Below are 23,883 nucleotides of genomic sequence, written 5' to 3'. Positions count from 1 at the left end.
AACCCACTTAAACACAGCCGGGCCATCGGCTCAGATGCTTAACTGAAAATATCAACCTCTACATCAGTAGAACTAATGATGGGTTTATACTTCATTTCAAATACTTTTTTGAGTTTCAGCTCAATTACCGGCATGGTATCTTTTGCTATATTGCCTGCTAAGCCCAGGCCTTTAGCCTGAACACGGGCGCCATTGCCGGGCTGGTCCATTTTTTTGTCTAACGGATACACCAACATTGGCACACCTGACTGAACACACTCTTTAATGCTGCCCATTCCTCCATGGGTTATCATGGCATCGGCATATTTTAAAAAATCCAGCTGCGGCACAAAAGGCAATATTTTTACATTTTCAAGTGCTGGCGGACTAGTTCTGATACCTACCAGAGAAATCATGAAAAACCATTGCGGGTACTTTTTGCCTATCATGAATAAACTGTTTAAAAATGTTGCAATGTGTTTAATCTCACTTTGCCCGATTGTGCCAAATGAAACATAAATTACTCTGGTACTACTCTGTTTTTTTAAATCAATAACCTGCTGGCGTAATGCCATATAGTGGTCTGAAATAGCCCTTGATTCGTCTCTTTTAACCGGCAGATTTACGTAGTATTCATTACTGAAAGTGCGTTTGTGCGCAAATTCTAAATGCTGAAGACCCAGTATCACTCTTGGAATTTCGCTGACACTGTTAAACAGGCCGTTCTTTTTATCTATTAATTTCAGGGTGCCCGTTTCTCTGGCCCAGTTGTATAAAAACCTGTTCCGGTCTTTTCTCAGGTATGCTGCTGCTTTTATAAACGCCTGTGCTCTTCTTCTGAACAAGTGGCTGGCCCACAACACTTCACAATAACATCTTGAAAACACAGACCCGGATGGTATAAACGATGAGTTCAGCGGAGGAATACCGGCCGACTTCTGAGTAGATAGTTTTGTGTTGAGTATGGCAATATTTGGGGTAACCGGCGACAGGTAAAAATAAAGATACGTTAGATGGGCATCTATAAATGTAGCATAAGGCTGATACTTTTCTATAAAGCTTAATGCAGATTTTATACTTGATTGCCAGGCATTAAAGCGAATTTCTGCATTTTCTTTAGAGAAGATTGACTTCAGTAAAATTCCTGCAAAGGCTCTGACTGTTTTAACCGGATGTTCTACAGAATAGCTTATTTCCTGAAACTGAAAGCCCTGTTTTTGAACCAGGTCTTTCTGGGGCGCCAATCCGGCGTAAACCACATTATACCCCTTGTTTTGCCAGGCTTGCGCATAACTAAAGCTGTTGGTATAATGGCTGGGATACGGCAACATTATAAAAACTACGTTTCTCATTCAGTCACAACATTAAGTCTAAAAATAAAGTATTGAAATCTATCGCTGTCGTGTGCTAGGCAGGTTTATTTTGCCTTTGTGCAGTCAAAAGTTTCAGGTCTTTCAGGGTGTACATTTCAGGCACCAGGTAGTTATCAAAAAAAAGCGTTGGTGTTGTTTTTACCCGGTTTATTTCGCACCACACATTTTGTCTTTCCAGGTACATACGTGCCTTTTCAGTTTTTGATGCTGATAGAGACCGTCCGAAGTCAACGGGGTCGGTATTATCTTTTTCATACCAGCTTTTAATAGCTTCCATTTGCCCGTTAGCCGGTAAGTGCAAAACATAAAGCGCTAAATGCTGTTGTTCGGGGCTTTGAAAAGAGGTTAAAAATATAATCCTGAAATTAATGTCTGCTGAGCTGCGAGCTATTTTTTCTAACTCAAGAAACTTACTACCGCAGGCTTTGCAGAAAAGATTTGCTACAAGCGTAACCGTATGTACGGCATCCGGATTGCCCAAATGAATGGCTCCGATATCTTCCGGCATTTCTGCTATTCTGGGTTGCTGGTGAAGTAAAACCCTGAAAATTTCAGAGTTTCTTTTAAAAATGCTTAATTCAGCTGCCAATTTACCGCCCCGCGTGGCATTTATTAATATAGGCTTAACAACTAACCATACAAGCAAAACAGACCCAAAGCCAGAAAAAATGGCAGACAAACCCTTTACACTTACATGAATTAATGCCTGGTGGTTCATTGATAAAACCAGCAGAAACTCTATCAATAGTAAAGCCTGGGTAATCAGGCAAAGAGTACACCACTGCCTGATTACCCGCCATTGGGTATAGATTGACCAGAAGGTAAAAGGTAAGGCTACTACGGTGAGCATCTGGAGATATGGTAAACTTTCTGAAATATGCTTTGTAATAGCTATCGTAAAAAGCCCCCCTGCAAAATACAGCAGGCCAACCTCAGACCAGGTGAAAACCCTGAAGATTGTGGCAGATGGAGAAAAAATAACCGAGGCGCAATCTGACTTTTGGTTAATATGGCAAATTTTATTCAGAAACGCACTTACCTTTCCATATTGATTAATGACTAGCAAAACACTTACGAATGTTCCTGCTGTTTTAGTAAAGGTGTATGCATAAAAAAGCCAGGGCAGGCTACCTTCAAAGCTGGCAATGCCTGTTACCAGTACCAAAAGCGCAAGAATAACTATGGTAGGTATACGTAAGGTATTAAGTAAAGACACCCGGCGTTTTAATCTGTAATCTTTCTCGCCTGAATTCTCATCAGGCTCGGCAATCAGCACATAGCCAGACCAGACCCGGTAAAACTCTTCAGGTGTCTGGTTATAAAATCCCTTGGCCGGGTTGTAAAGAGATATGCTATTACTATTCTGCGAAATAACCAGAACAAAATACCCGTTATTGACGGTGGTGTGCGCAATAAACGGATTTTCTATTTCAGCCAATTGCTGCCTGCTTAGCCTGAAAACGCCATTTTCAACATTAAATTCGCTAAGGGCATCGCTTAAACTTCCGATTCCAGGATACCCCGGATGGCTCCTTAGTGTTTCGGTCAGGGTAGCATTTGTCACAGAAACATTTATCACTCTTAGCAATTCAGACAGTACTGCAATTGTATTGTCTTGGGAGGTACCAAACATTGGTCTCTTAATCACGGCAAAAATTTAGTGAATTATAAAAAAGTACAGTTTACAATTGGATATGTACAAATATAACAATTGTTGATATATAATTTTAAGAAGTTACAGGTTTTATTTTGCAGGATAAAACCTGTAACATTTGTCTTAAAATTTAAATAAAAAGCTCTCCAAGAGAAGAGCTTTTTGATATTCTACTATGATGAAACAAAACTAATTAGTATCCCGGGTTTTGCGCAAAAGCCCCTTTGGTTGACCTGTCTATCTGGGTCTGAGGAATTGGGCGCAAATAGTGTTTGTCTGCAACATTTGGAGCAGCCTGAGGGTTATATTTTTTCACTCTGTCTACCAATAATCCCCAACGCTTCAGGTCTAGCCAGCGCATTTGTTCTCCGGCCAGCTCTCTTGCTCTTTCCTCTATAATCAATTCAAAGTTCATTTGGGCGTCGGTAATCAACATGGCGTCTTTTTTGCCCGGCCATCCGGCTCTGTAACGCACCGCATTCATTGCTTTGGTGGCTTCTGATATATTGCCAGACTGCAACTGAGCCTCGGCCAGCATTAGGTAAACATCAGCCAGACGGAACACGAAGAAATCGCGGCTACCTGCTTCATAAGTCAAATCAGGGCGTTTGGTATCAAAGAATTTCATCAGAGTCGGAAACAAGGCTTCGTTATAAGCGCTTGGTACCAATACCTGATATTTCTTCTTGGCGCGGTCTGCCTTACTCATTTCATAGCCCGGAATAAAGATGGCGGTGTCGCCGGCTGCAAATGTCAATTTTGATTTAGAGTCGTCAAAAGATGCATTCAGGTTAGTACCCGGGTTATTGCTCAACCAGGTATCTCTGAAAGTCTTCTTATAACGAGAATCATTGGTTCTGTCTGCAAAAACGGTATTTAAGAAATACGAAGTCGGACGTAGACGCTTGAACGGCCGGCCGTAGAAAACGTCACGTTTCATACCCGGCTGTACGTCATACTGCATACCAAACAAAAGGTGCAGGTTATTACCGCCATTTACGGCACCGGTGTTGTTGGTAAGGTTTGTCAATGGGTCTGATGTATACTGCACTGCAAATACAACTTCAGAGTTAACCTGGTTGTTTTCGTCATGTACCTGAGCAAAATCATCCAACAATTTAAAGGTGTAATTGTTAATAACACCGCTACACAACTGTGCTGCTTTGGTGAAATCATCGGCAGCCTTCTGGGCTGAGTAAGCCTTAACCAGATATACTTTAGCCAGAAGCGTTTCAGCGGCAGGCTTAGTGGCACGGCCGTAGTCGGTTGACTGCGACTTTGCTTCAAGATTAGGTATTGCCTCGGTTAGGTCTTTGATAATGGCATTAAACATTTCTGCATCCGTAGCTCTTTTGGTATCCTTAGTTGGCACAAGGGTTTCTGTGAGGCGTAAATCTACCCCACCAAATTGCTGATGCAACAAATAGTAGTAGTGGGCTCTCAGAAATTTTGCTTCTGCCACTCTTTGCTTAAGAACGGCCTCCGAAAGCGTAACTTTGGGTGCTCTTTCTATAATGGCATTACAGGTGTTAACTCCTCTGTATAGCTCGTCCCAAAGTGCCGCAAGCAAGTCGCCGGATGCTGAGCCTACCCCACCCTGCAACTGGGTATCATAAAAATGGAAACCCTTAAAGCTACCATCAGCGCCGGTGGCATAGATATCAGTACCGTATTCGGTAATGGTAAGGCCGGGTTGCGTACCATAGTAGTTTCTCAATGAAGAATAAGCAGATTTAACAGCATCTTCAAAGCCTTTGGGGGTATTCATATAGTCGTTACCAATACCAGAAACTACCTTTTCAACCAGTAAATCTTCACAAGACTGAGAGGCAAGCATTACAGACATCATGCCTAATATCTTGATTGGTTTTAATATATTTCTTAATTTCATGTTATTTAAATTTTAAAATTCCTGAATAATTGTTTTCGACTTAGAATCTGACATTCAGACCAAAAGTTGTAACCGTAGTGGCAGGTGTAACACCAGAGCCCACATTAGTAGTACCGTTACCAGATGATGTAATGGTGGCTTCAGGATCTATGCCATTATATTTGGTACGGTATTTTGACCAGATTTTAGGTTGCTGAATACTTGAGAATAATCTAAGTGACTCCATACCCAGTTTTTTGGCAATTTTAGGTGAAAAGGTATATCCGAAATTAATATTTCTTAGTTTCACGAAGGTGCCATCAAAGTAAATAAGGGTGGTGTTATTAACCGGGAACTCCTGTGTGCTCTTTGGTCTCGGAAATTCATTGGTAGGGTTGTTGGGTGTCCAATAATCTACTTTAATTTGCTGGTAGCGACCTGCCAATGCGTTGTTATTCTGATGGAAACCACTCACAATCATATTGCCGAAACGACCAAACAAGAACGCCGACAAGTCAAAACCTTTAAATTCGAAACGAGTAGTGAACCCGGCACTGAAATCTGGAATATCAGAACCCAAAAGCACGCGGTCGTCAGCATTGATTTTACCATCATTATTGGTATCCTGTACTTTAATTTGGCCAACCTCGCTGCCATATGATTTGGCAAGGCTTTCTTCACCGGTTTGCCAGATGCCTATTTTTTTCAGGTCAAAGTATGAATTCAGCGGCTGGCCAATAAACCAGCGGTTACCGAGGTCATCTACTTTTCCGTTATAAAGAGATACGATTTCCTCCTTGTTTTTGGTAAACGTAAAGTCGGTAGACCACTTAAATCCGTTTGAAGAGTTGATGTTTATGGTAGTGAAACCCAGCTCAATACCTTTGTTACGTGTATGGCCTACGTTTCTTGTTACTGCACTAAAGCCTATTGAGCCTGGTAGCTGGTCAGACAATAACAAATCGGTAGTGTTGGTTTCATATAATTCTAATGACCCTTGTACTCTGCCACGAAGCAAGCTGAAATCCAAGCCTATATTGGCTGTAGATGATGACTCCCATTTCAAATCAGGGTTACCAATTGTGTTAGGTCTGTAACCAAAGGCTGCCACAGTACCCCAGGCGTATGCCGTTCTTGACAACAAGCCCTGTGTCTGATATGGTGCTACCCCCTGGTTACCCACCACACCCCAACCTACTCTCAACTTCAGTAAGTCTAACCAGGTAATCTGTTTCATGAATGGCTCGTTGCTTATGTTCCAGCCAAGAGCAACTCCAGGGAAATTACCATATTTGGTATTGGCACCAAAACGGCTTGAACCGTCTCGGCGTAAAGTAGCTGTCAATAAATATTTATCATTGAAGTCATAATTTACACGAGCCATATATGAGTTAATAGTCCATTGTGTTAAATTACTACCTACCCCCAAAACAGAACTGGCATTACCTAAATTATAAAACTGTTGCGTTTCGGCCGGTACGCCTTGCACTTCTGTTCGGTACGTCTGAAAATCGTCTTTCTGAATTGAGTGAACCAATGTTATACCAACATTGTGCTTGGCTTTATAGGTTTTGTTGTAGCTCAGAATGTTCTCGAGTGTCCAGTTGAAACCAATGTTATTTTGCGTTGTTGCCTGAGGGTCTCCCATTTTACGGGCATTGGTGGCAGCGCCGATAAATCTACCCCATCTTGAGATTGTGAAGTCGGGGCCGAAGTTTACACGATACTTTAAGCCCTCAATAATTTTAACTTCTGCATAAAGGCTGTTGAACAGGCGGTATTTCCTGGTTTGATCTATTTGTGCGCCGGGTACAATTTCAGCCAGGGGGTTGGTTAACAAGGCATCGTTGGTTGGCGAGAAAATGATATTTCCTTTGTCGTCATAAGGTGAAGCCAAGGGGTTCTGCTGAATTGTGAACGAGTAAGGGTTCAGGTTTTCACCATTTCTTATGCTATACATCGTGTAAGACGAAATACCCACTTTCAGGCGGTCGTTAATACTATGGTCAAGATTTACCCGCAGAGACATACGGGTGTAATCAAGCCCGTCTGAAATTCCTTTATCCTGAAAATAACCTCCTGAAATGAAAAACTGGGTTCTTTCACTTCCTCCCTGTATACCTATCGAGTGATTTTGCATAACACCGTTGTGCAGAATCAAATCCTGCCAGTCTGTATTGGTTCCGTTAGCAATACCTTTGGCCACGGCCGGGTCACCCCCAAGAACTGCAACTTTGGCATCTGCGGCGGCGTCGCCCACACCGGTTGGTACAGGGTTGCCGTTAGCATCTTTATACAGGTTAGTGGCACGATACGCCTCACGGACATATTCAAGAAACTCAGGGCCACTAAACAGCTTAATCTTGTCTAAAGGGGTAGATACGCCGCCGTAAGTATCAAAACTTACAGTGGTTTTTCCTTTTACTGCACCTCTTTTGGTAGTAACCAATACCACACCGTTGGCGCCACGCGCCCCGTAAATGGCGGTAGCAGTAGCGTCTTTCAGTACTTCCATAGACTGAACATCGCTAGGGTTAAGGTCTTCATAGCCGGCAGAAAGCGGAATACCATCTACTACATAAAGAGGGTCGTTACCGGCATTGAACGAACGACGGCCACGGATAAGGATTTTTGGCACTGAGCCTGGTTTAGAGCCAGACTGCGAAACATCAACCCCTGCCACACGGCCCTGCATGGCCTGGCCTAAGCTGGTGATGGGCATTTCCTGAATCTGCTTGGCACTTACCTGCGAGATAGCGCCCGTGGTCTGGCTTTTTTTCTGAGAACCATAACCAACCACAATTACTTCGCTCAAGGCCGCGGCATCTTCTTCTAAAGTAACATTTAATGTGGTTTTGCCACTTACATTGATTTCTAATGCTTTGTAACCAATGTAGCTAAATACCAGAACGGCATTGTTAGCAGCCTGCACCGTAAACTTACCATCAGAATCAGTAATTGAACCTTGCGTAGTACCTTTTACTGTAACACTAACACCCGGGAGGGCCATACCGCCTGCATCAGATACTTTTCCTGACACACTCCGGCCTTGGGCATGTACATACTGTATGCTAAGGCATATAGTAAATACCAGCAACATTTTTTGTAGTAATTGTTTCATACAAAATTTATAAGGTTAATATAAAATTAGGCTTCCGCTAAAAATATGAAAATTTATTATTGGAATAGTTACAAAACTACAAATCAGTATAGGCTTTTACCACTAAAATTTAGTCATTTTCTAATATTTTTTTGACCTTTAATGCAAACATTTAAGCCATGGAACATCAGGTTAACAGATTTTGATACTATATTTACATGTTTTTTAAAAATTGCTATAAAAAGACTTAGAGCGTAGACTGAACCGGCATTAATAGCGACCAAATAATGAAGCCCCAATTACTGAAAATATCTAATCCTGCTGACTATTCTTTTAATCTGTATGTGCAGGAGTGTCCGTTCTTTCCAACCCCCTGGCACTATCATCCCGAATACGAAATCGTATTGATTCTTGAAAGCACCGGCAAGAAATTTATAGGCAGCAGTATCACTGACTACGGCCCCGGAGACCTGTGCATGATTGGCTCGTACCTGCCGCACTATTACAGAAATGATGATGAGTTTTATGCCAAAAACTCCGGCCTGAAGGCGAGGTCGCTGGTGATTCATTTTCTGGAAGATTTTCTTGGCGAAAAGTTTCTGGAGATACCCGAAAGCCAGGCCATAAAGGCATTGCTTGAGCGCTCTAAAAGAGGGCTAACATTTGGGGCTAAAACTGTTCAGAAGGTAGAACCCAGGTTCAAGAATCTGCCGAATCTGAGTGGTATGAGCCGCCTGCTGGAAATGATTGCCATACTGATTATTCTGAGCGAGAGTGAAGACAAACAGGATTTAACAACAAACCCGATATCGCTTAGAAATGAAGTAGATTCGGCCAGAATGAACAAGGTATTTGAATATGTAATGCTGAAATACCAGGAAGAGATTCAATTGAGTGACGTAGCTGAACTGGCCAACATGAGCGAGTCTGCCTTCAGCAGATATTTTAAGAAAAGAACCAGACGTACGTTCTCTCAGTTTCTTGCCGAAATACGCATTGAACATGCCTGCAAATTATTGATGGCCGACAAAATGAGTGTGGCCGAAATATCTTTTGAAAGCGGGTTTAACAACTTGTCTAACTTTAACAGGCAGTTTAAAGCTATAAAGAAGATAACACCGCTCAACTACCGCACCAAGTTTCTGGAGTAGCCTAGTGCCTGGGGCAGTCGCATTGGTTTTTGCTTTTAAACAAGCCCCACATAAAACCCTTTTTCTTTTTGTAGCGTCCACTTTTCTTTCTGCGGCCTTTGCCGAGTTCTTCTTTTACGTTCGCTGTGCTTGGGGTGGCTGCACTAGCGGCTTGCGAAAACTCAGGAATTACGGTTAAAACCCCGGCAATAAATAGTATTATCAGTTTTTTCATTGATTGAGTCTGTTTCAATTGGAACGAACCGATTCCGACAAAATTACACTACCATTACACTTTCAACAGAAAAAGCCAGCGGGCTATCGGCAAAAAGTGCTTTTGTATGGGCCCATACGGTTTTAAAGAGCGCCGTCTGCCTGTAATTATTCAGGGCTTCTTCACACTCCCAATGGCTGTGGGTCATAAAAATGTTAGGCTGGTTCAGGTCTTGCATCAGTTCAAGATAACTACACCCGGGCATTGCTCTAATCTGCTCTTTTGAGCCATTGAAAATATGCAGGAACTCCGGCACTTTTTCTTCCTGGAAAGTCATTCTTACGTATCTTACAAGCATTGGGTAGTTTTTCACAAAAATATAAAAATTAAACACTTCTGCTTGTCAATCAGCCTATATTCTGTAATAATAAACGCCAGTGATAGTACTTTTTTACTAAGCAGAGTAATGTTTATACCAGGTAACATTAATTTTTAAAATGTTTTGCGATTTTCTGATATTATTGGGTTAAAATTAACTGTTTTTGCAATTTGCAAGGTTCGTTAACGTATTGGTATAAAATAGCCGAAAGAATATTTTTACTCTACATACGTTTTCTGGATAGCAATACCGCAAAAACTTTAAACCTGATTTTATTAACCTATGAAAAACGCCATTCAGACCCAGCTCATTTTCTTTGTGCTTGCTTTTTTAACCTTGAACGCTTTCAGCCAGGGGCCAAAAGTATTGATAGTAACGGCACATCCGGACGACGAAACCATGTTTCCGGTTACGGTTTTCAAAATAACCCATGAAATGAAAGGCACCGCCGACCTGGCATTGATAACCGATGGCTCAGGTGGTTATAACGGGCTGGTTGCATCGAGCTATTATGGCAAAAACATGACCGACTCGGCAACCGGACGCACCTACCTGCCGCTCATCCGGAAAAAAGAACTTATGTGTTCAGGCGAGGTGATGGGCATCCGGAATTTTTATTTCTTCGACCAGATTGATGATTTTTATCAACTGAACCCCGAACCGTTTTTATCGGGCGAGCGCTGGGAGATAGCATTTATTGAAAGAAAACTGGATAAGATTCTGGAACAGGGCCAGTACGATTACATTTTTTGTCTGGTTCCTGATGCGGGCCAGCATGCACACCACAAATCGGCCACAATTATGGCATTGCGTGCAGCCCAACGCATGAAAGGCGGAAAAAAACCGATTGTTCTGGGTGGCCTGGCAACCACGCGTGACTACACGTTTAAGTTCAGCGGCTTAGATAATTATCCTGAAACAAAGATTCTGGAATCGGCGCCGGTGTTTTATTTTGACAGGGCATACGGCTTTGGTGAAAACAACAAACACAGCTACATGATAGTGGCCGATTGGGTGAAAGCCTGCCATAAGTCGCAAAGCGGAGACATGAACTCGGCCATGCATAAGGGCGAACTGGAAACTTTCTGGTATTTTGCCATTAATAGTGAGCAGAATTTAGAGAAGACCCGCCTGTTTTTTGACCAGCTGAAGAGCAGTGGTTTCCCTACTAAATAAACCAGCTCTATGTTCAGAAAATCAGATTCCTAAATTAAGTGTGTGTTTTACATTTTTAAAAAAATTTAAAAATTAGTTTTTTTGAACAACAAAAAAATACTTTGGTAATAAGAAAAGCCTTAAATTTGCCGAATCTTACTACATGCTATTGCCTCTAATAACAAAACTACATTATAATGGAACAGCAGATTATAACGAATGAACCTATTGCTTACGAGAAGATTCCTACCAAGATTTTTAAAGACTCAAAAGATGCCTCAAAAGCAGTTGCTCAGGAAATTGCTGATTTGATTCGCGAAAAACAAAAACAAGGGAAACCATGTATACTAGGCCTGGCTACGGGTTCATCGCCCAAATCAGTTTACGCAGAGCTGGTACGCATGCACAATGAAGAAGGCCTCAGTTTTAAAAACGTGGTTTCTTTCAACCTTGATGAGTATTACCCAATGGAGCCTGACTCGCTGCAAAGTTATGTTTTGTTTATGAAGGAGCAGCTTTTTGACAGGGTAGATATGCCAAAGGAAAACTATTTTATTCCGGACGGCACCATTCCTGCCAACAGGATAAAAGAATTCTGCGAAGAGTATGAAAGAAAAATAGATGCCATGGGCGGCCTTGACTTTCAGTTGCTGGGTATTGGCGCCAATGGGCATATTGGTTTCAACGAGCCCGGCTCGCTGGTTAATTCAAGAACCCGACTGATGATGCTTGACCACTCTACACGCGTAGCGGCAGCTTCTGACTTCGGTGGCAGTCTGGTGAATGTTCCTAAAAAAGCCATTACGCTGGGTGTTTCAAAAATACTAAATGCCAAAAGAGTAGTTTTGCTGGCATGGGGCGAAAGAAAAGCTCCGGTAATAGCCGAGGCGGTAGAAGGACGCGTAACAGAGTCGGTTCCGGCTTCTTATTTACAAACGCATGCCAACACGCTTTTTGTAATTGACGAAAGAGCGGCTTCTGACCTTACCCGCATGAAAACCCCTTGGTTGGTTGAAGACGTGGAGTGGACCAGCAAAATGGTGAAAAAGGCGGTCACAACGCTTTCACTTTCTTTGAGCAAGCCTATCCTGAAGCTAACCAATAAGGACTATAACGACAACGGTTTGAGCGACCTGTTGGCGCGTCACGGGCAGGCTTATGAGATCAACATTGATGTTTTCAATCAATTACAACATACTATTTCTGGCTGGCCGGGTGGCAAACCTAATGCCGACGACACCAACCGCCCAGAAAGAGCATTGCCTGCAAAAAAACGTGTAATTATTTTCAGCCCTCACCCGGATGACGATATTATTTCAATGGGTGGTACTTTCCAACGTCTGGTTGACCAGGGACACGATGTACACGTGGGGTATCAGACATCGGGCAACATTGCGGTAGCAGATGATGAAGCCATTCGTTTCATTGATTTCGTGGTAGATTTCAACCACAAATTCGGTATTGAAAACAAAGAGACCCGGGCTCTTTTCAGTGAAGCCAAAGAGTTTTTGAAAAACAAAAAAGGCAGCGATATCGACAGCCCGGCTGTAAGATACGTAAAAGGTCTGATTCGCCGCGGAGAGGCCAAAGCTACCTGCCGATTTGTAGGTATACCTGAAGAAAACGTCCATTTTCTTGATATGCCTTTCTATGAAACCGGCCGAATAGAGAAAAAACCATTAGGGCCGGACGATGTAAAGGTGGTGGCCGATTTGATAGAAGAAATAAAACCGCATCAGATATATGCCGCCGGCGACCTGGCCGACCCACATGGCACACACAAAGTTTGTCTGGATGCTATCTTTGCTGCCATTGAAAACATCAAGCATAAAAACTTTATGAAAGACTGCTGGTTGTGGCTGTATCGTGGTGCATGGGCAGAGTGGGATATCCACGAAATTGAAATGGCCGTACCTATGTCGCCAGACCAGGTGTTGCAGAAACGTATGGGTATCTTTAAGCACCAGTCTCAGAAAGACGGCGTGGTGTTTCAGGGTAGCGATGCGCGCGAGTTCTGGCAACGTGCTGAAGAGCGTAACAGAGGTACTGCAGGTTTGTATAACAAGCTCGGCCTGGCAGAATATGAGGCTATGGAAGCTTTTGTACGTTGGAAGTTCTGATAAATTCAACCAGATCTATAAACAAAAAAGCGGTTTGAGTTATCAAACCGCTTTTTTGTTGCCTTATGTTCAATAAAACCTTAAATAGTTTTTACCTCAAACTTAAATTTATCTTTACCGGGTATGCACTTACCATCTTTGTTGGTGCAGGTCTGGCTTTCTATTTTGCCTTCAATTACCGGATTCGCCTTTGTGATTTTCACTTTCTGAATAAATTTGGCTTCATGCTCAAAGTAATGTACTTTGCCTCCCCATATATCGTCATACTTTTCTTTTGGTTTTACTGGCACCAGCTTGCCTACTAATGCGTAAGTGTCATTTTTGGTAAAATTGGCAGTGGTGGGCAGTGGGCCTTCTACTTTCAGTTCAGACGAATACATATACCAGTTGTCATCAATTTTAGCTGTAAAAACCAGATCAATGGTTTCACCTACCTTGGCCGAAGTTTTAGACGGAGTAAACGTCCACTTGGCTGGTTTAAGAATCTGGGCAGATGCTGCCAGAGAAGAAGCAAATAATACGATAAAAAGGATTTTTCTCATGTTGCTATTGATTACTACTTTAATAATACTTCTATATTGTTTTCATTAATTAAGGCCCAATCATTCATTTTCATATAAAGCTGGGTTAAAAGAATAACGTCGTCGGCGCAATATCGGGCAATCTTCAATAAATTTTTTTCTTTGTAATAAAGCTCGTTTATCTGGTCGCCGCTTACTCCTGTTTCACCATCCGGAATACCAAAAATTGTGATAAGCAACTCTAATGAAACATAGTGCTTATGGTCTCCGAATTTCCAGAGGTCCAGCGTGTCAATATGCTTTATTTCCCAGGGCTTTTTGCCGGAAATCTGCAATACTGCAGGCAGCGAAATACCATTTACAAGCATCCGGCGACAGATATATGGAAAGTCGAACTCCTTTCCGTTATGCGCACAAAGCAGCAGGTTTTTACCTGCCTTATGTTTTTCAACAATACCCTTAAACTGCTTAAGTATTTCGGCTTCCGGCTCCCCGCTTATCATCTTAACGCGAAGCGAAGGCTCAAGGTTCTCATCAAACACAATACCACCTACACCAATGCAGATTATTTTGCCAAATTCTGAATAAATAGATGCGCGGTTTAAATAGAAGAGATGGTCTGGCATTTCTTCCTTTTCTTTGCTTTGCAGATACCCGGCCTTTTTTAGCCAAAGGCTTTTGAGCGGTTCATTTAGCAAATCGAAGTCAGGCTCCTGAGAAACCGTTTCAATATCAATAAAAAGAATATTTTTAAGACTCTTTACATCGTTTTCAGTCATCAGCCTTGATTAAATAGTTAAGAACAAAGTTAGGCAAATCAGACGAGAAAATAAACCAACAGCGCCAGTAAAAGCCAGTAAACGGGTATCAGAACAATGAAAATTCCCAGTGCAATGGAATCAAAAAACACACTGCCCCTGGTAACTTTTCTTGACAACGTTACGCTAAGCCAGTTGACAGGAAAATTAACCAGCGACCCGATATAATAAAACGGATTTTTAAAGAAACCGGTAGCAGGCAACCCCCTGTTCAGCAGGTCTTTCAGTTTGTCGGTTAAAGAGCGGTTAAACTCTTTCAGAAACAAGCCCTCTGAGGTATCCTGTGGCAGATCGTCGCGGTAAGTAGGTTCGCCAATCTGTATATTCACTACTTTGCCGAATTTATCAAAATTATTATAGCTGATACCCACCGGCACTATAATTACCTCTATGCCATCGTTCCAGGCTTTTTGCGCCAGGCGACCAGTACCCTTCTTTAAAGGAAGTAGCTCTTTCTGGTGTATGCAAAGGCCCTCTGAGAAAATCAACACTATTTCTCCTTCTCTGAAAAGCTCAATACATTTTCTAAAAGTTTCATCATTTTCTCCCAGATACTCTTTGCCTTCAGACAAGCGGTACATCGGCATCATAAAAAGGCTGTTCAGCGCTTTTTTTGCCGCCGGTTTTTTAAAAACATCACCCCGTGCCAGCGACCATATCCGGCGATCGAAATGCGTACATAATAATACGGCATCAAGAAAAGAATTGGAATGATTTGACGCCAGCAACACTGCACCCGTTTTAGGGATGTTTTCTAGGCCACTTATATGAATGCGCTTGGTAAAAAATTTTAAAAGAAACCAGACGAAAGGTCTTAAAACGTAATATAGCAAAGTATGATAAGTTTAGGTAGTACAAAAATAACCATGCACCCGGATTCAGCTAATATTTTTTGATTGATGATTTCATAAAAGGCTCAAAAAGACCAAAAACAATGCTAAATACCGCGGTTTAACCCTCAAAATTCAGAAGAAATACGTTTATCTGCAAATAATTGGGTCAATTAGTATTTGTTTAACATTTTGTTGTAGTTTTTTGCTCAATATATTATAAAAAACTAATTCTCTTTGGTTTTCATACAGGTGTAAGTAATTTGGCACCGTATTTACAACAAAACGCCACCGGAGCTGGTTTAAACAGCGTTTTTCTTATTGCTGTAAGATACGGCTCCATGAATCGTCCTAAGCCAAAGAAACAATTATGAGCAATCTAAAAGAGAAAATCACGGCCATTTTTCCAAGTGCCGACCAAATTCCCGAAGCTTATCAGATTCCGCCCCTGCATCAGCGTGAATACCTGGTAGGAGGAGAAATGCGCCAGTGGAGCGGCGCCACGCAGGACGTCTACTCGCCGGTTTATGTAAAAGATGAAAACGGCAAGTTTGTCAGCAAGCACATAGGCAGTTTCCCGATTACTGATGTACCCCAAGCCATGGAGGCGCTTGATGCCGCCCTGAAAGCCTTTGACAACGGCCGCGGCGAATGGCCCACCATGAGTGTAAGCGAACGCATTGCGTGCATGGAGAACTTCATTAAGAAGATGCTGGAAAAGAAAACAGAGATTGTAAATCTGCTGATGTTTGAGATTGGCAAGTCTCTGGCTGATTCAATTAAAGAATTTGACCGTACTGTAGAATACATATATGATACCATTGACTGCCTGAAAGACATTGACCGTGCGTCGTCGCGCTTTAAGATTGAGCAGGGCATTATCGGGCAAATTCGCCGTTCGCCCTTTGGTGTGGTACTTTGTATGGGGCCATTTAATTATCCCCTTAACGAAACCTATACCACGTTGATACCGGCCATTCTAATGGGTAATACTATTCTTTTCAAGCCACCTAAGCATGGCACGCTTTTGCATTACCCCATGCTTGAGGCCTTTAAAGAGTGTTTCCCGAAAGGGGTTGTCAATACCATATATGGCCGTGGCGCCAATGTGATACCGCCTATTATGCAAAGCGGCAAAATCAATATTCTCACCCTGATTGGGTCTAGTAAAGTAGCCAACGACCTGAAAAAAATGCACCCCAAGCTTAACCGCTTAAGAGCAGTTTTGGGGCTTGATGCCAAAAATGCTGGTATTGTGTTGAAAAATGCTGATGTTGAACTATCAGTGAAAGAGTGTATTCTGGGCTCGTTATCTTTTAACGGGCAACGCTGCACCGCCATCAAGATTATTTGGGTACACCGTTCTATTGCCAAGAAATTCCTGAACAGATTTACCGAAGAACTTGAAAAGCTGAAATACGGTATGCCCTGGGAGGCCGGCGTTAATCTTACTCCGCTGCCGGAGCCTAACAAACCAGCCTACCTGACCGAGTGTATTGAAGATGCCAAAGCACACGGCGCCGAGGTAATGAACGAAGGCGGTGGCACAACGGTGCATTCTTTCTTTTACCCGGCAGTGTTGTATCCGGTAAATGAAAAAATGAAAGTGTACTCAGAAGAGCAGTTCGGGCCGCTGATTCCGATTGTACCATTTGACGACGTAGAAGAGCCTATACAATATCTGCTCAACTCGTCGCACGGGCAGCAGGTAAGTATCTTTGGTACTAACCCTGATCAGATAGCCAATCTGATTGACCCGCTCGTGAACCAGGTAAGCCGCGTGAACATTAACGCCCAATGCCAGAGAGGCCCGGATACCTTCCCGTTCACAGGTAGAAAGGATTCGGCGGAAGGGACACTTTCGGTTGAAGATGCACTGAGAGCTTTTTCAATCAGAACCGTGGTAGCTACCAAAGAAACCCCCGAAAACAAGAAGATTTTCAATGAAATTGTGGAAGAACACAGTTCACATTTTCTTTCAACCAAGTATATTTTCTAAAGAAATGCCCCGTTACGGCGGGGCATTTTTCTCTTTTTATTTCCTGCCTTTGTTTGCCTTAAGCCCCCTGATAAAATATAATCTCTTGAACGCCGTTTCTTCTGTAATCCAAATAAGTTTAACCGGGTTTTAGAATATTTTTATAATTTTGACAAAAATTTCATTAGAAGAAATCCCCAGCAATAACAAAAAACCTATGAAGATTTTAACCAAAATAGTATTTTGTCTTCTTCTGACGGGAGTTTTTTATTCGTGCAAACGATCTTCCATACCTTCAAAGGGTTCGGTAATTGGTGAGTACGACGAAGATTTGTCTTCTGTGCGGCTGAAGTATGAAAAAAAGCCTGATTTTGACAGCCGCGACAATAAGACCGTGCGAGACAACCCCACTACTGCAACTAAAGATGAGATTCCGCTGAATGTTAACAATCAGGTAGATAAGGCTCTTGATGCCATGTCAGACCTGAACAAGAACATCCGTTATTCGGCAGGGTATCGGATACAGGTATATGTAGGCAACGAGCGCAGAGAAGTAGACGAGGCCAAATCATTTATATATTCGAATTTTCCTGACTTAAATACTTATCTTTCATTCAGCCAGCCTACGTATCGGCTTAAAGCAGGTGATTTTCTGAGCCGCATGGAGGCCGAAAAATACTATAACACCATTCGCCAGCGCTATTCGGCAGCCATGATTGTGCCTGAAAGAATAGATGTACGTAAAAGCATGCAGCAGAACCGATAGGCGAGCCTGATTATCTAACAACAAACCATTTTCATTATTTATGACAGCTTACGTTTTCCCCGGGCAGGGGGCTCAGTTCAGTGGCATGGGCAAAGACTTGTACGAGAATTTTCCCCAGGCCAAAACGCTTTTTGACAAAGCCAATGAAATTCTGGGTTTCGATATCACCAAAATTATGTTTGAGGGCACAGATGAAGACCTGAAACAAACCAATGTTACCCAACCTGCTGTCTTTCTTCACTCGGTAATTCTGGCTTTAAATATTCCCGATTTTAAACCTGATATGGTAGCCGGACACTCACTGGGTGAGTTCTCGGCACTGGTTGCTGCCGGAGCTTTGTCTTTTGAAGACGGCCTGAGACTGGTGGCCCAAAGAGCCACCGCCATGCAACGTGCCTGCGAGCTGAACCCCTCAACTATGGCCGCCATTCTGAACCTGGATGATAAAAAAGTTGAAGATATATGTGCTGATATATCGGCACGCAACCCGGAAAACATCGTGGTGGCAGCCAATTATAACTGCCCCGGCCAGCTGGTTATTTCTGGTAGCATTGAGGGCATCAACATAGCCTGCGAAGAACTGAAAGCTGCCGGAGCCAAAAGAGCACTGGTGCTGCAAGTAGGCGGTGCGTTCCACTCGCCACTGATGGAACCCGCACGCGAAGAGCTGGCCAAGGCCATTGAAAATACTACTTTCTCAACGCCAAGCTGCCCGATTTACCAGAACGTAAATGCCCAACCATCAACCGATATTGAAACTATCAAGGCCAATCTGATTGCACAATTAACGGCACCCGTACGCTGGACACAGTCTGTACAGAATATGGTAGCCGATGGCGCCACTAAATTTATTGAATGTGGCCCGGGTAAAGTGTTGCAAGGCCTGGTGAAGAAAATATCACCCGAGGCTGAAACTGCCGGTGCCAGTTTGTAATAAAACTTAAACCCAATTAACGAAGAAGAGACGCAGGCCTTGGCCTGCGTCTCTTCTTCGTTTTATACAATTATTTTTACTTGCCTGCATTTAAAACCTGTGCTATGGCTTCTCTGGCTTGTTCGGCAATTTCGGTGGTGGTTTTGCCTTTGGGTTCTATGGCTTTCAGGGCTGTCCATGATAGCTTTGAAAAAGAGGTGAGCGGAAACATGCCATTGGTAGGATTGAACCTTCTTGTACCCTGTATGGCTACCGGCACTACCAATGCATTGGGCGCTCTTTTAAGAAGAGCTGATATACCGCCTTCGGCAAAGGGCTTCATTTCGTCTGTTTTAGAGCGGGTGCCTTCCGGAAATATAACAGCAGAAAAATTGTTTTCGTGGATATATTTACTCAATTTCAGAATTTCAGACACCGCCTGCTTGCCATCTTTGCGGTCTATGAGCGCGGCACCGCTTTTTCTGAGGTTATATGATATGCTGGGTATGCCCTTTGCGAGTTCTATTTTTGAAACAAAAATGGGTTGGTGTTTTCTTAAAAACCAGATAATTGCCGGGATATCAAAAGTACTCTGGTGGTTGGCTATAAAAACAATGGGGCGGTCGGTTGGATATGCTTCCTGTTGTTCAAAATGCACCGTAGTGCCGGTAATATAATAACTGGTTGTAAGCATCAGATTGAAGAAATCAACCGACTTCTTGTGCGCCTTTTTGCCGAAAACATTAAAAGCCACAACCTGTACTACATGAAAAATAACTAATAATAGTCCAAAATAGAGCAAATAAATAATACTGAGTATGTAATCAAGAACTTTTTTCATGAAGTTTTTTTTTGTACAAAACTAGTCAGAAAATGGGCTTTTTCATAAATTAAGCCAATATTTTACTGTTTTCAGATAAAATAAACGTACCTTGCGGCGTTTTATAAAATAAAAGAGCTTTAAAAGACATTATCATGGAATTATCCAATTTAAGACTAGAGGTGATGAAATTTGTAGGACAAAAAATTGACTTTTTTGTTGAAGAATTTTTGAAACCCATCGAAACAAATTGGCAACCATCAGACTTTCTCCCAGACGCTACAAAAGAAGATTTTTTTCAGGAAGTAAAGCTTCTGCAAGAGAACGCCAGAGAATTGCCTTACGACTATATAGCTGTATTAATTGGTGACACCATTACAGAAGAAGCCCTGCCCACGTATGAGTCCTGGCTGATTGATGTAGTAGGTGTTGACCAGGTAAACGAACCCAACGGATGGGCCAAATGGGTACGCCACTGGACAGCCGAAGAGAACCGCCACGGAGACCTGCTCAATAAGTTTTTGTATTTGTCGGGTCGTGTAAATATGCGTGCAATGGAAACATCAACGCAATTTCTGATTGCCGATGGTTTTGATATTGGCACCGGCCGTGACCCTTACCGTAACTTTGTGTACACATCGTTTCAGGAGCTGGCCACCAATATTTCGCACCGCCGCACAGCCACCCTGGCCAAGAAGTATAACAACAACACGTTGTCTAAAATGTGTGGAGTGATTGCCTCTGACGAAATGCGCCATGCCAAAGCTTACAAAACCTTTATCAGCAATATTTTTGAAGTGGACCCGTCTGAAATGATGCTGGCCTTTGAAGATATGATGAAGAAGAAAATTGTAATGCCTGCTCATTTTTTAAGAGAAACAGGTGTTAAAATCGGGCAGACTTTCTCGCATTTTTCAGATGCAGCGCAACGCTTGGGGGTATATACTACCGTAGACTACATTGAGATTATGGAATCTTTGCTTGATGAATGGAAAATTGCCGGCATAACCAATCTGAATGATGCAGGTGAACGCGCCCGCGATTACCTGATGGCATTACCTGCCAGGTTACGCCGTGTTGCCGAGCGTACGAAAGTACCGAATCTGGAATACGAATTTAGCTGGATTGCTTCTTAAAAGCCATTTGCATTGAAATAACCTGATAAATCCTGTTCTTTTACATGAAGGAGCAGGATTTATTTTTTATCGCCATTACTATTTGTGCAGAACTTCTCCCATAGCTGCGTGCCTCTGGCTTGTTGCAGGTTTTTTAGTTGCAGCAGGTCTTCGCACATTCTTTTGGTGTCTTTTTTAATTGCATAAGCGCTGGCTCTGCCATAATAGGCATCTACATTCAAAGGGTTTTTCTCAAGGCTCCAGGTAAAGTTTCTGATAGCCTCGTTATAATTTCGTAAAGAGAGATTGTATTTTCCTTCAGACAGAAACTCGTTCGACTCCGCCAAATCTGCCTCTGCTGCATCCGGGTCTGCTGATGAATTTTTCATTGCCTCGCGTTCTGACCAGCCTATATCAAAGCCCATTTTTACTTCTACGTTTACGGGTTTGCCTTCCCAAATGGCGGGTTTCCATTTGCCCTCTGTTTTTTTAATGGCAGCAATCAGTTTATTATTAAACCTTTCGCTGGTACTTCTCAAAATTTCAATGCCTTTTACCTCGCCTTTACTGGTTATAATAAACCGCGTATAAAAATCTGCAGCCCTGTATTCCGGGAAATCAAAATTATCTGAAATATAGGCACTCGCCGACATTTCAGCATCCATAAAGAATGGCTCCAGGTAGTTGGGTTTCAGCACATAAATGGTATCACCACCACGGGTACGGTACTTTTCGGGTAAATAGCCAATGTTATATAAATGCGCCGGGGTAAAGATAATTTTCAAAGCATTGGCAGACGAGTCGGCAGTAATTTGCTGCAACACCAGTTTGATGTCGCTCAACTGTTCAATTTTATAGAAAGTATCGCCCCCGATAATCAGCGTATCATTTTTAATCTTATAGGACCTGTCGCCGGATCTCCCCTCATAAACCGCCCTAACCGTGCCGTCTGTATTAAAAATATAACGTAACTGTAAATTATTGATAGTTTTATCCAAAATAGGGCTGCCATCTTTTAACCGGATATCTTCTTTTATCCAGTCGCCCACTACACTGCTCATTAATTGCTGAGCCAATGCCCCTGTTGAAACACAAATCAAAAACAACGTCTTAAACATATTCCTATTCAATATTTGTGTACGAAGTTAATAAAAACCCTCACATTGCCCCATGAGGCATGACATATTTTTGAGTGGTTTTGGGTCTTACCTGGCCATCAGTTTATCATAAACCGGTTTCAGTTGCGCGTCTCCAAAGCCATAAACACCTTGTTGCTCAGTAAATAGCCTGAACACGTTATGGAAATCGGTTTCTCCGTTTTCTATAATTTCTGCCAGTACGCGCTCATGCCTGGGCGGTTGTCCTTCCACCGGAAAACGGTCTAAATGCGCCTGAATTACCTGCTTTAAATACGGAAAACAGGCCGATTGACGCTGCGGTAATTGAGCCAAAGCCTCGAGGTCATGTGTCTTATAAGCCTGCCAAAGGTCATTCGCCAGTTGAATATCTTCTGGCTCCAGTTTGATGCGGGTTGCAAGGCTTGCCTCCAAATCGTCTACCCCGGCATGGCCGAACTCCTGCCAGATATCGGCCTCAGCCAGAAAAGTCGGGTACACCACATACGTTTTTCTGTTATTGGGTTGGTTATGAATTAACGAAATAACAAACCACATATTGACCTGACAAAACAAGTCATACCCAAACCACAGATGGAAAGTGGCATCGTGCGGGGCATTCATTATCTGGTCAAACTCAGAAACCGAATAGGCCTGATATTCATCCAGACTAATACCATGACAATCCGCGCGGGTCTGCCAGAAATCGGGCAGGTTATCTCCGGCCAGGCTGCCGTCAATCAGTGCCTCACGGGCAATCATAACATCTCCCTCTATTGTGGTCTCTTTAAAAATCAAGGCCAGGGAGTCTCCATTCAGAACGTGGTAAATCATTGCTTTTTCATTTTTTCACTTCTCCAATCAACATAAAGCCTACAACTTGCAGGCCGCCTTTCAGTAAAGTTGCCTTCGATGCTTTATTTTCTATATTACAGCGGGCAGCGGGTATTTTACCTGCCGCATGGCACACGCGTTTCAGTTCCTGTATCAGATACGCCCCCAGGCCTTGCCGGCGGTGGCTCTCTTTTACTTCCATATACAAATCTGCAAAAGGTTTGTTATAGTGCAATAAAAAATCTCCGTTGGCTACCTCTTCTCCGGCTTTCTCAAGCACATAACCGCTGTCGCTTTCTGTTTGTTTGCCGTAAAGGGCTTCAAATGATTGTCTGGTCTGAAAAGTTACCCCTGCGGGTGCTGGCAGATTGGCATGCGGGCCGTCTTCAAACAAAATAACAAGGGCATGTATATTAACGGCAAACTCATACAGCATGGTGGTAAGCAACAGCGCATTGCTTTGGGTTTCTATATATTGAACGCCCGAAGCCGACAATAAGTATGGAAACACCCTGCTGGCCAGATGCTGATACATAGGCAGCAGGTAAAACTCAAAGAGGGTGTCGCGGTCGGGTATCTCCTGCCCTTTTACTGAGGCGTAGCCAATCATGGTATGGTCAGCATAAAGCAGGTATGCGTCTGACCAGCGGCGTTCATGGGTGGCATTGTATCTTACCTGCCGGTTTATTTCCTGCAAAAACAAATGGCGATACGGCAGAATCTCCCCCAGCGTTACCTTTTCGACTTTGAATGGCATGATATAACAGGTTTGGATATCATACTTGTTAAATTTTCGTGTAGCAATTTATTGAAAATTTGTGGGAATATAGAAATGAATTTACTTATCAGTTAGTTTCAGTACTCTGATTTTCAGTTAGGTATTTTATTAAATCTTCTCCCCATGCTTCCCAGATTTGAATAGACATCTGGCAAAGATTAAAAGCATAAGGTACTTGCTCTTGGTATGAGTAAGCATTTAAAAACCCTTCAGAAGATAAACCTAATGATTTTTCTTTTTCAGGTTTACTGTATAGATAAAAAAACGCGTAATTATTAAGCGTTTCAGCCAAAGAAATCTGATAGACTTGTGGATTGGTTTTAGCTAAGTTTCTTCTTATCTCTAAGGCCTCCTGGTATTCCTTCTCAGCGTCTTCTAACTCATTTTTAGCACTATGTAAATTCCCCAGATTATTCAAAGT

Annotated in this window: 21 protein-coding genes; 7 read left to right on the top strand and 14 right to left on the bottom strand. The window is 42.6% G+C overall.

The genetic code is table 11. From position 1 onward, the window contains the following. Positions 1-38 precede the first annotated feature (38 nt). The 4 genes from NZ848_RS08105 to NZ848_RS08090 all read right to left on the bottom strand — a co-directional run bounded on the left by NZ848_RS08105 (position 39) and on the right by NZ848_RS08090 (position 7,997). Positions 39-1,331: a glycosyltransferase gene (locus NZ848_RS08105; RefSeq protein ID WP_259015071.1), complete on the bottom strand. Its 1,293-nt coding sequence runs from the start codon at positions 1,329-1,331 to the stop codon at positions 39-41. Positions 1,332-1,386: 55 nt separating this feature from the next. Beyond that, positions 1,387-2,985: a vitamin K epoxide reductase family protein gene (locus NZ848_RS08100; RefSeq protein WP_259015070.1), complete on the bottom strand. Its 1,599-nt coding sequence runs from the start codon at positions 2,983-2,985 to the stop codon at positions 1,387-1,389. 214 nt (positions 2,986-3,199) lie between these two features. Next, positions 3,200-4,897 (bottom strand): RagB/SusD family nutrient uptake outer membrane protein, encoded by a 1,698-nt coding sequence (locus NZ848_RS08095; protein WP_259015069.1) that lies wholly within the window; start codon positions 4,895-4,897, stop codon positions 3,200-3,202. Between the two features lie 40 nt (positions 4,898-4,937). Then, positions 4,938-7,997: a SusC/RagA family TonB-linked outer membrane protein gene (locus tag NZ848_RS08090; RefSeq protein ID WP_390890866.1), complete on the bottom strand. Its 3,060-nt coding sequence runs from the start codon at positions 7,995-7,997 to the stop codon at positions 4,938-4,940. A gap of 266 nt (positions 7,998-8,263) precedes the next feature. Here NZ848_RS08090 and NZ848_RS08085 point away from each other — a divergent pair, with 266 nt between their 5' ends. After that, positions 8,264-9,127 carry an AraC family transcriptional regulator gene (locus NZ848_RS08085; RefSeq protein ID WP_253531416.1) on the top strand — a complete coding sequence of 288 codons (864 nt, stop codon included), beginning with the start codon at positions 8,264-8,266 and terminating at the stop codon, positions 9,125-9,127. A 1-nt stretch (position 9,128) separates the two neighbouring features. Here the strand turns inward: NZ848_RS08085 and NZ848_RS08080 are convergent, their stop codons facing one another. Continuing rightward, complete coding sequence (locus NZ848_RS08080; RefSeq protein ID WP_259015068.1) at positions 9,129-9,341, bottom strand: hypothetical protein; 213 nt, start codon at positions 9,339-9,341, stop codon at positions 9,129-9,131. A 43-nt stretch (positions 9,342-9,384) separates the two neighbouring features. After that, positions 9,385-9,678, bottom strand: coding sequence for a putative quinol monooxygenase (locus NZ848_RS08075; RefSeq protein WP_253535644.1), 294 nt, complete (start codon positions 9,676-9,678; stop codon positions 9,385-9,387). A gap of 303 nt (positions 9,679-9,981) precedes the next feature. Here NZ848_RS08075 and NZ848_RS08070 point away from each other — a divergent pair, with 303 nt between their 5' ends. Together NZ848_RS08070 and nagB are read left to right on the top strand one after the other, a co-directional pair. Further along, positions 9,982-10,875, top strand: coding sequence for a PIG-L family deacetylase (locus NZ848_RS08070; protein ID WP_253531422.1), 894 nt, complete (start codon positions 9,982-9,984; stop codon positions 10,873-10,875). A 176-nt stretch (positions 10,876-11,051) separates the two neighbouring features. Beyond that, positions 11,052-12,974 carry a glucosamine-6-phosphate deaminase gene (nagB, locus tag NZ848_RS08065; protein ID WP_253531429.1) on the top strand — a complete coding sequence of 641 codons (1,923 nt, stop codon included), beginning with the start codon at positions 11,052-11,054 and terminating at the stop codon, positions 12,972-12,974. Between the two features lie 80 nt (positions 12,975-13,054). Here nagB and NZ848_RS08060 read toward each other — a convergent pair whose 3' ends face one another. Genes NZ848_RS08060 through NZ848_RS08050 form a run of 3 tightly spaced genes read right to left on the bottom strand, consistent with a single transcriptional unit; the run spans position 13,055 to position 15,146 of the window. Beyond that, positions 13,055-13,516, bottom strand: a complete 462-nt coding sequence (locus tag NZ848_RS08060) for a protein-disulfide reductase DsbD domain-containing protein (protein WP_101724757.1) — start codon at positions 13,514-13,516, stop codon at positions 13,055-13,057. A 14-nt stretch (positions 13,517-13,530) separates the two neighbouring features. Beyond that, positions 13,531-14,274: a 3'-5' exonuclease gene (locus NZ848_RS08055; protein ID WP_259015067.1), complete on the bottom strand. Its 744-nt coding sequence runs from the start codon at positions 14,272-14,274 to the stop codon at positions 13,531-13,533. A 38-nt stretch (positions 14,275-14,312) separates the two neighbouring features. Beyond that, the gene (locus NZ848_RS08050; RefSeq protein ID WP_259015066.1) at positions 14,313-15,146 is read right to left on the bottom strand and encodes a 1-acyl-sn-glycerol-3-phosphate acyltransferase; all 834 of its coding nucleotides are present in this window, start codon (positions 15,144-15,146) and stop codon (positions 14,313-14,315) included. Between the two features lie 367 nt (positions 15,147-15,513). Between NZ848_RS08050 and NZ848_RS08045 the strand changes: the two genes are divergently transcribed. The 3 genes from NZ848_RS08045 (at position 15,514) to fabD (ending at position 18,821) form a co-directional block, all read left to right on the top strand. Then, positions 15,514-17,142 carry an NADP-dependent glyceraldehyde-3-phosphate dehydrogenase gene (locus NZ848_RS08045; protein ID WP_253531436.1) on the top strand — a complete coding sequence of 543 codons (1,629 nt, stop codon included), beginning with the start codon at positions 15,514-15,516 and terminating at the stop codon, positions 17,140-17,142. A gap of 196 nt (positions 17,143-17,338) precedes the next feature. Continuing rightward, positions 17,339-17,887, top strand: coding sequence for an SPOR domain-containing protein (locus NZ848_RS08040; protein WP_253531439.1), 549 nt, complete (start codon positions 17,339-17,341; stop codon positions 17,885-17,887). 40 nt (positions 17,888-17,927) lie between these two features. Then, on the top strand, positions 17,928-18,821 hold the full coding sequence (gene fabD, locus NZ848_RS08035; RefSeq protein WP_259015065.1) for an ACP S-malonyltransferase: 894 nt from the start codon (positions 17,928-17,930) through the stop codon (positions 18,819-18,821). 76 nt (positions 18,822-18,897) lie between these two features. Here the strand turns inward: fabD and NZ848_RS08030 are convergent, their stop codons facing one another. Further along, the gene (locus NZ848_RS08030) at positions 18,898-19,641 is read right to left on the bottom strand and encodes a lysophospholipid acyltransferase family protein (protein WP_259015064.1); all 744 of its coding nucleotides are present in this window, start codon (positions 19,639-19,641) and stop codon (positions 18,898-18,900) included. Positions 19,642-19,775: 134 nt separating this feature from the next. Here NZ848_RS08030 and NZ848_RS08025 point away from each other — a divergent pair, with 134 nt between their 5' ends. Then, on the top strand, positions 19,776-20,756 hold the full coding sequence (locus NZ848_RS08025; protein WP_253531448.1) for an acyl-ACP desaturase: 981 nt from the start codon (positions 19,776-19,778) through the stop codon (positions 20,754-20,756). Between the two features lie 59 nt (positions 20,757-20,815). Here the strand turns inward: NZ848_RS08025 and NZ848_RS08020 are convergent, their stop codons facing one another. The 4 genes from NZ848_RS08020 to NZ848_RS08005 all read right to left on the bottom strand — a co-directional run. Further along, positions 20,816-21,853, bottom strand: coding sequence for an energy transducer TonB (locus tag NZ848_RS08020; protein ID WP_259015063.1), 1,038 nt, complete (start codon positions 21,851-21,853; stop codon positions 20,816-20,818). An 87-nt stretch (positions 21,854-21,940) separates the two neighbouring features. Then, complete coding sequence (locus NZ848_RS08015) at positions 21,941-22,684, bottom strand: hypothetical protein (protein ID WP_259015062.1); 744 nt, start codon at positions 22,682-22,684, stop codon at positions 21,941-21,943. A gap of 7 nt (positions 22,685-22,691) precedes the next feature. Next, entirely contained in the window at positions 22,692-23,441 is a 750-nt protein-coding gene (locus tag NZ848_RS08010) for a GNAT family N-acetyltransferase (RefSeq protein WP_259015061.1), read from the bottom strand. A gap of 88 nt (positions 23,442-23,529) precedes the next feature. Then, positions 23,530-23,883, bottom strand: a 354-nt coding sequence (locus NZ848_RS08005; RefSeq protein ID WP_259015060.1) for a tetratricopeptide repeat protein, incomplete at its 5' end; no start/stop codon positions are given.

This window comes from Emticicia fluvialis (assembly GCF_024793945.1).
Taxonomy (GTDB): Bacteria; Bacteroidota; Bacteroidia; order Cytophagales; family Spirosomataceae; genus Emticicia; species Emticicia fluvialis.
This window is presented reverse-complemented; position numbering and strand designations above follow the sequence as displayed.

Excerpts from the sequence above, each read along its gene's own strand:
- NZ848_RS08105 (WP_259015071.1), bottom strand. The coding sequence starts at position 1,331 with ATGAGAAACGTAGTTTTTATAATGTTGCCGTATCCCAGCCATTATACC.
- NZ848_RS08100 (WP_259015070.1), bottom strand. The coding sequence starts at position 2,985 with ATGTTTGGTACCTCCCAAGACAATACAATTGCAGTACTGTCTGAATTG.
- NZ848_RS08095 (WP_259015069.1), bottom strand. The coding sequence starts at position 4,897 with ATGAAATTAAGAAATATATTAAAACCAATCAAGATATTAGGCATGATG.
- NZ848_RS08090 (WP_390890866.1), bottom strand. The coding sequence starts at position 7,997 with ATGAAACAATTACTACAAAAAATGTTGCTGGTATTTACTATATGCCTT.
- NZ848_RS08085 (WP_253531416.1), top strand. The coding sequence starts at position 8,264 with ATGAAGCCCCAATTACTGAAAATATCTAATCCTGCTGACTATTCTTTT.
- NZ848_RS08080 (WP_259015068.1), bottom strand. The coding sequence starts at position 9,341 with ATGAAAAAACTGATAATACTATTTATTGCCGGGGTTTTAACCGTAATT.
- NZ848_RS08075 (WP_253535644.1), bottom strand. The coding sequence starts at position 9,678 with ATGCTTGTAAGATACGTAAGAATGACTTTCCAGGAAGAAAAAGTGCCG.
- NZ848_RS08070 (WP_253531422.1), top strand. The coding sequence starts at position 9,982 with ATGAAAAACGCCATTCAGACCCAGCTCATTTTCTTTGTGCTTGCTTTT.
- nagB (WP_253531429.1), top strand. The coding sequence starts at position 11,052 with ATGGAACAGCAGATTATAACGAATGAACCTATTGCTTACGAGAAGATT.
- NZ848_RS08060 (WP_101724757.1), bottom strand. The coding sequence starts at position 13,516 with ATGAGAAAAATCCTTTTTATCGTATTATTTGCTTCTTCTCTGGCAGCA.
- NZ848_RS08055 (WP_259015067.1), bottom strand. The coding sequence starts at position 14,274 with ATGACTGAAAACGATGTAAAGAGTCTTAAAAATATTCTTTTTATTGAT.
- NZ848_RS08045 (WP_253531436.1), top strand. The coding sequence starts at position 15,514 with ATGAGCAATCTAAAAGAGAAAATCACGGCCATTTTTCCAAGTGCCGAC.
- NZ848_RS08040 (WP_253531439.1), top strand. The coding sequence starts at position 17,339 with ATGAAGATTTTAACCAAAATAGTATTTTGTCTTCTTCTGACGGGAGTT.
- fabD (WP_259015065.1), top strand. The coding sequence starts at position 17,928 with ATGACAGCTTACGTTTTCCCCGGGCAGGGGGCTCAGTTCAGTGGCATG.
- NZ848_RS08030 (WP_259015064.1), bottom strand. The coding sequence starts at position 19,641 with ATGAAAAAAGTTCTTGATTACATACTCAGTATTATTTATTTGCTCTAT.
- NZ848_RS08025 (WP_253531448.1), top strand. The coding sequence starts at position 19,776 with ATGGAATTATCCAATTTAAGACTAGAGGTGATGAAATTTGTAGGACAA.
- NZ848_RS08020 (WP_259015063.1), bottom strand. The coding sequence starts at position 21,853 with ATGTTTAAGACGTTGTTTTTGATTTGTGTTTCAACAGGGGCATTGGCT.
- NZ848_RS08015 (WP_259015062.1), bottom strand. The coding sequence starts at position 22,684 with ATGATTTACCACGTTCTGAATGGAGACTCCCTGGCCTTGATTTTTAAA.
- NZ848_RS08010 (WP_259015061.1), bottom strand. The coding sequence starts at position 23,441 with ATGCCATTCAAAGTCGAAAAGGTAACGCTGGGGGAGATTCTGCCGTAT.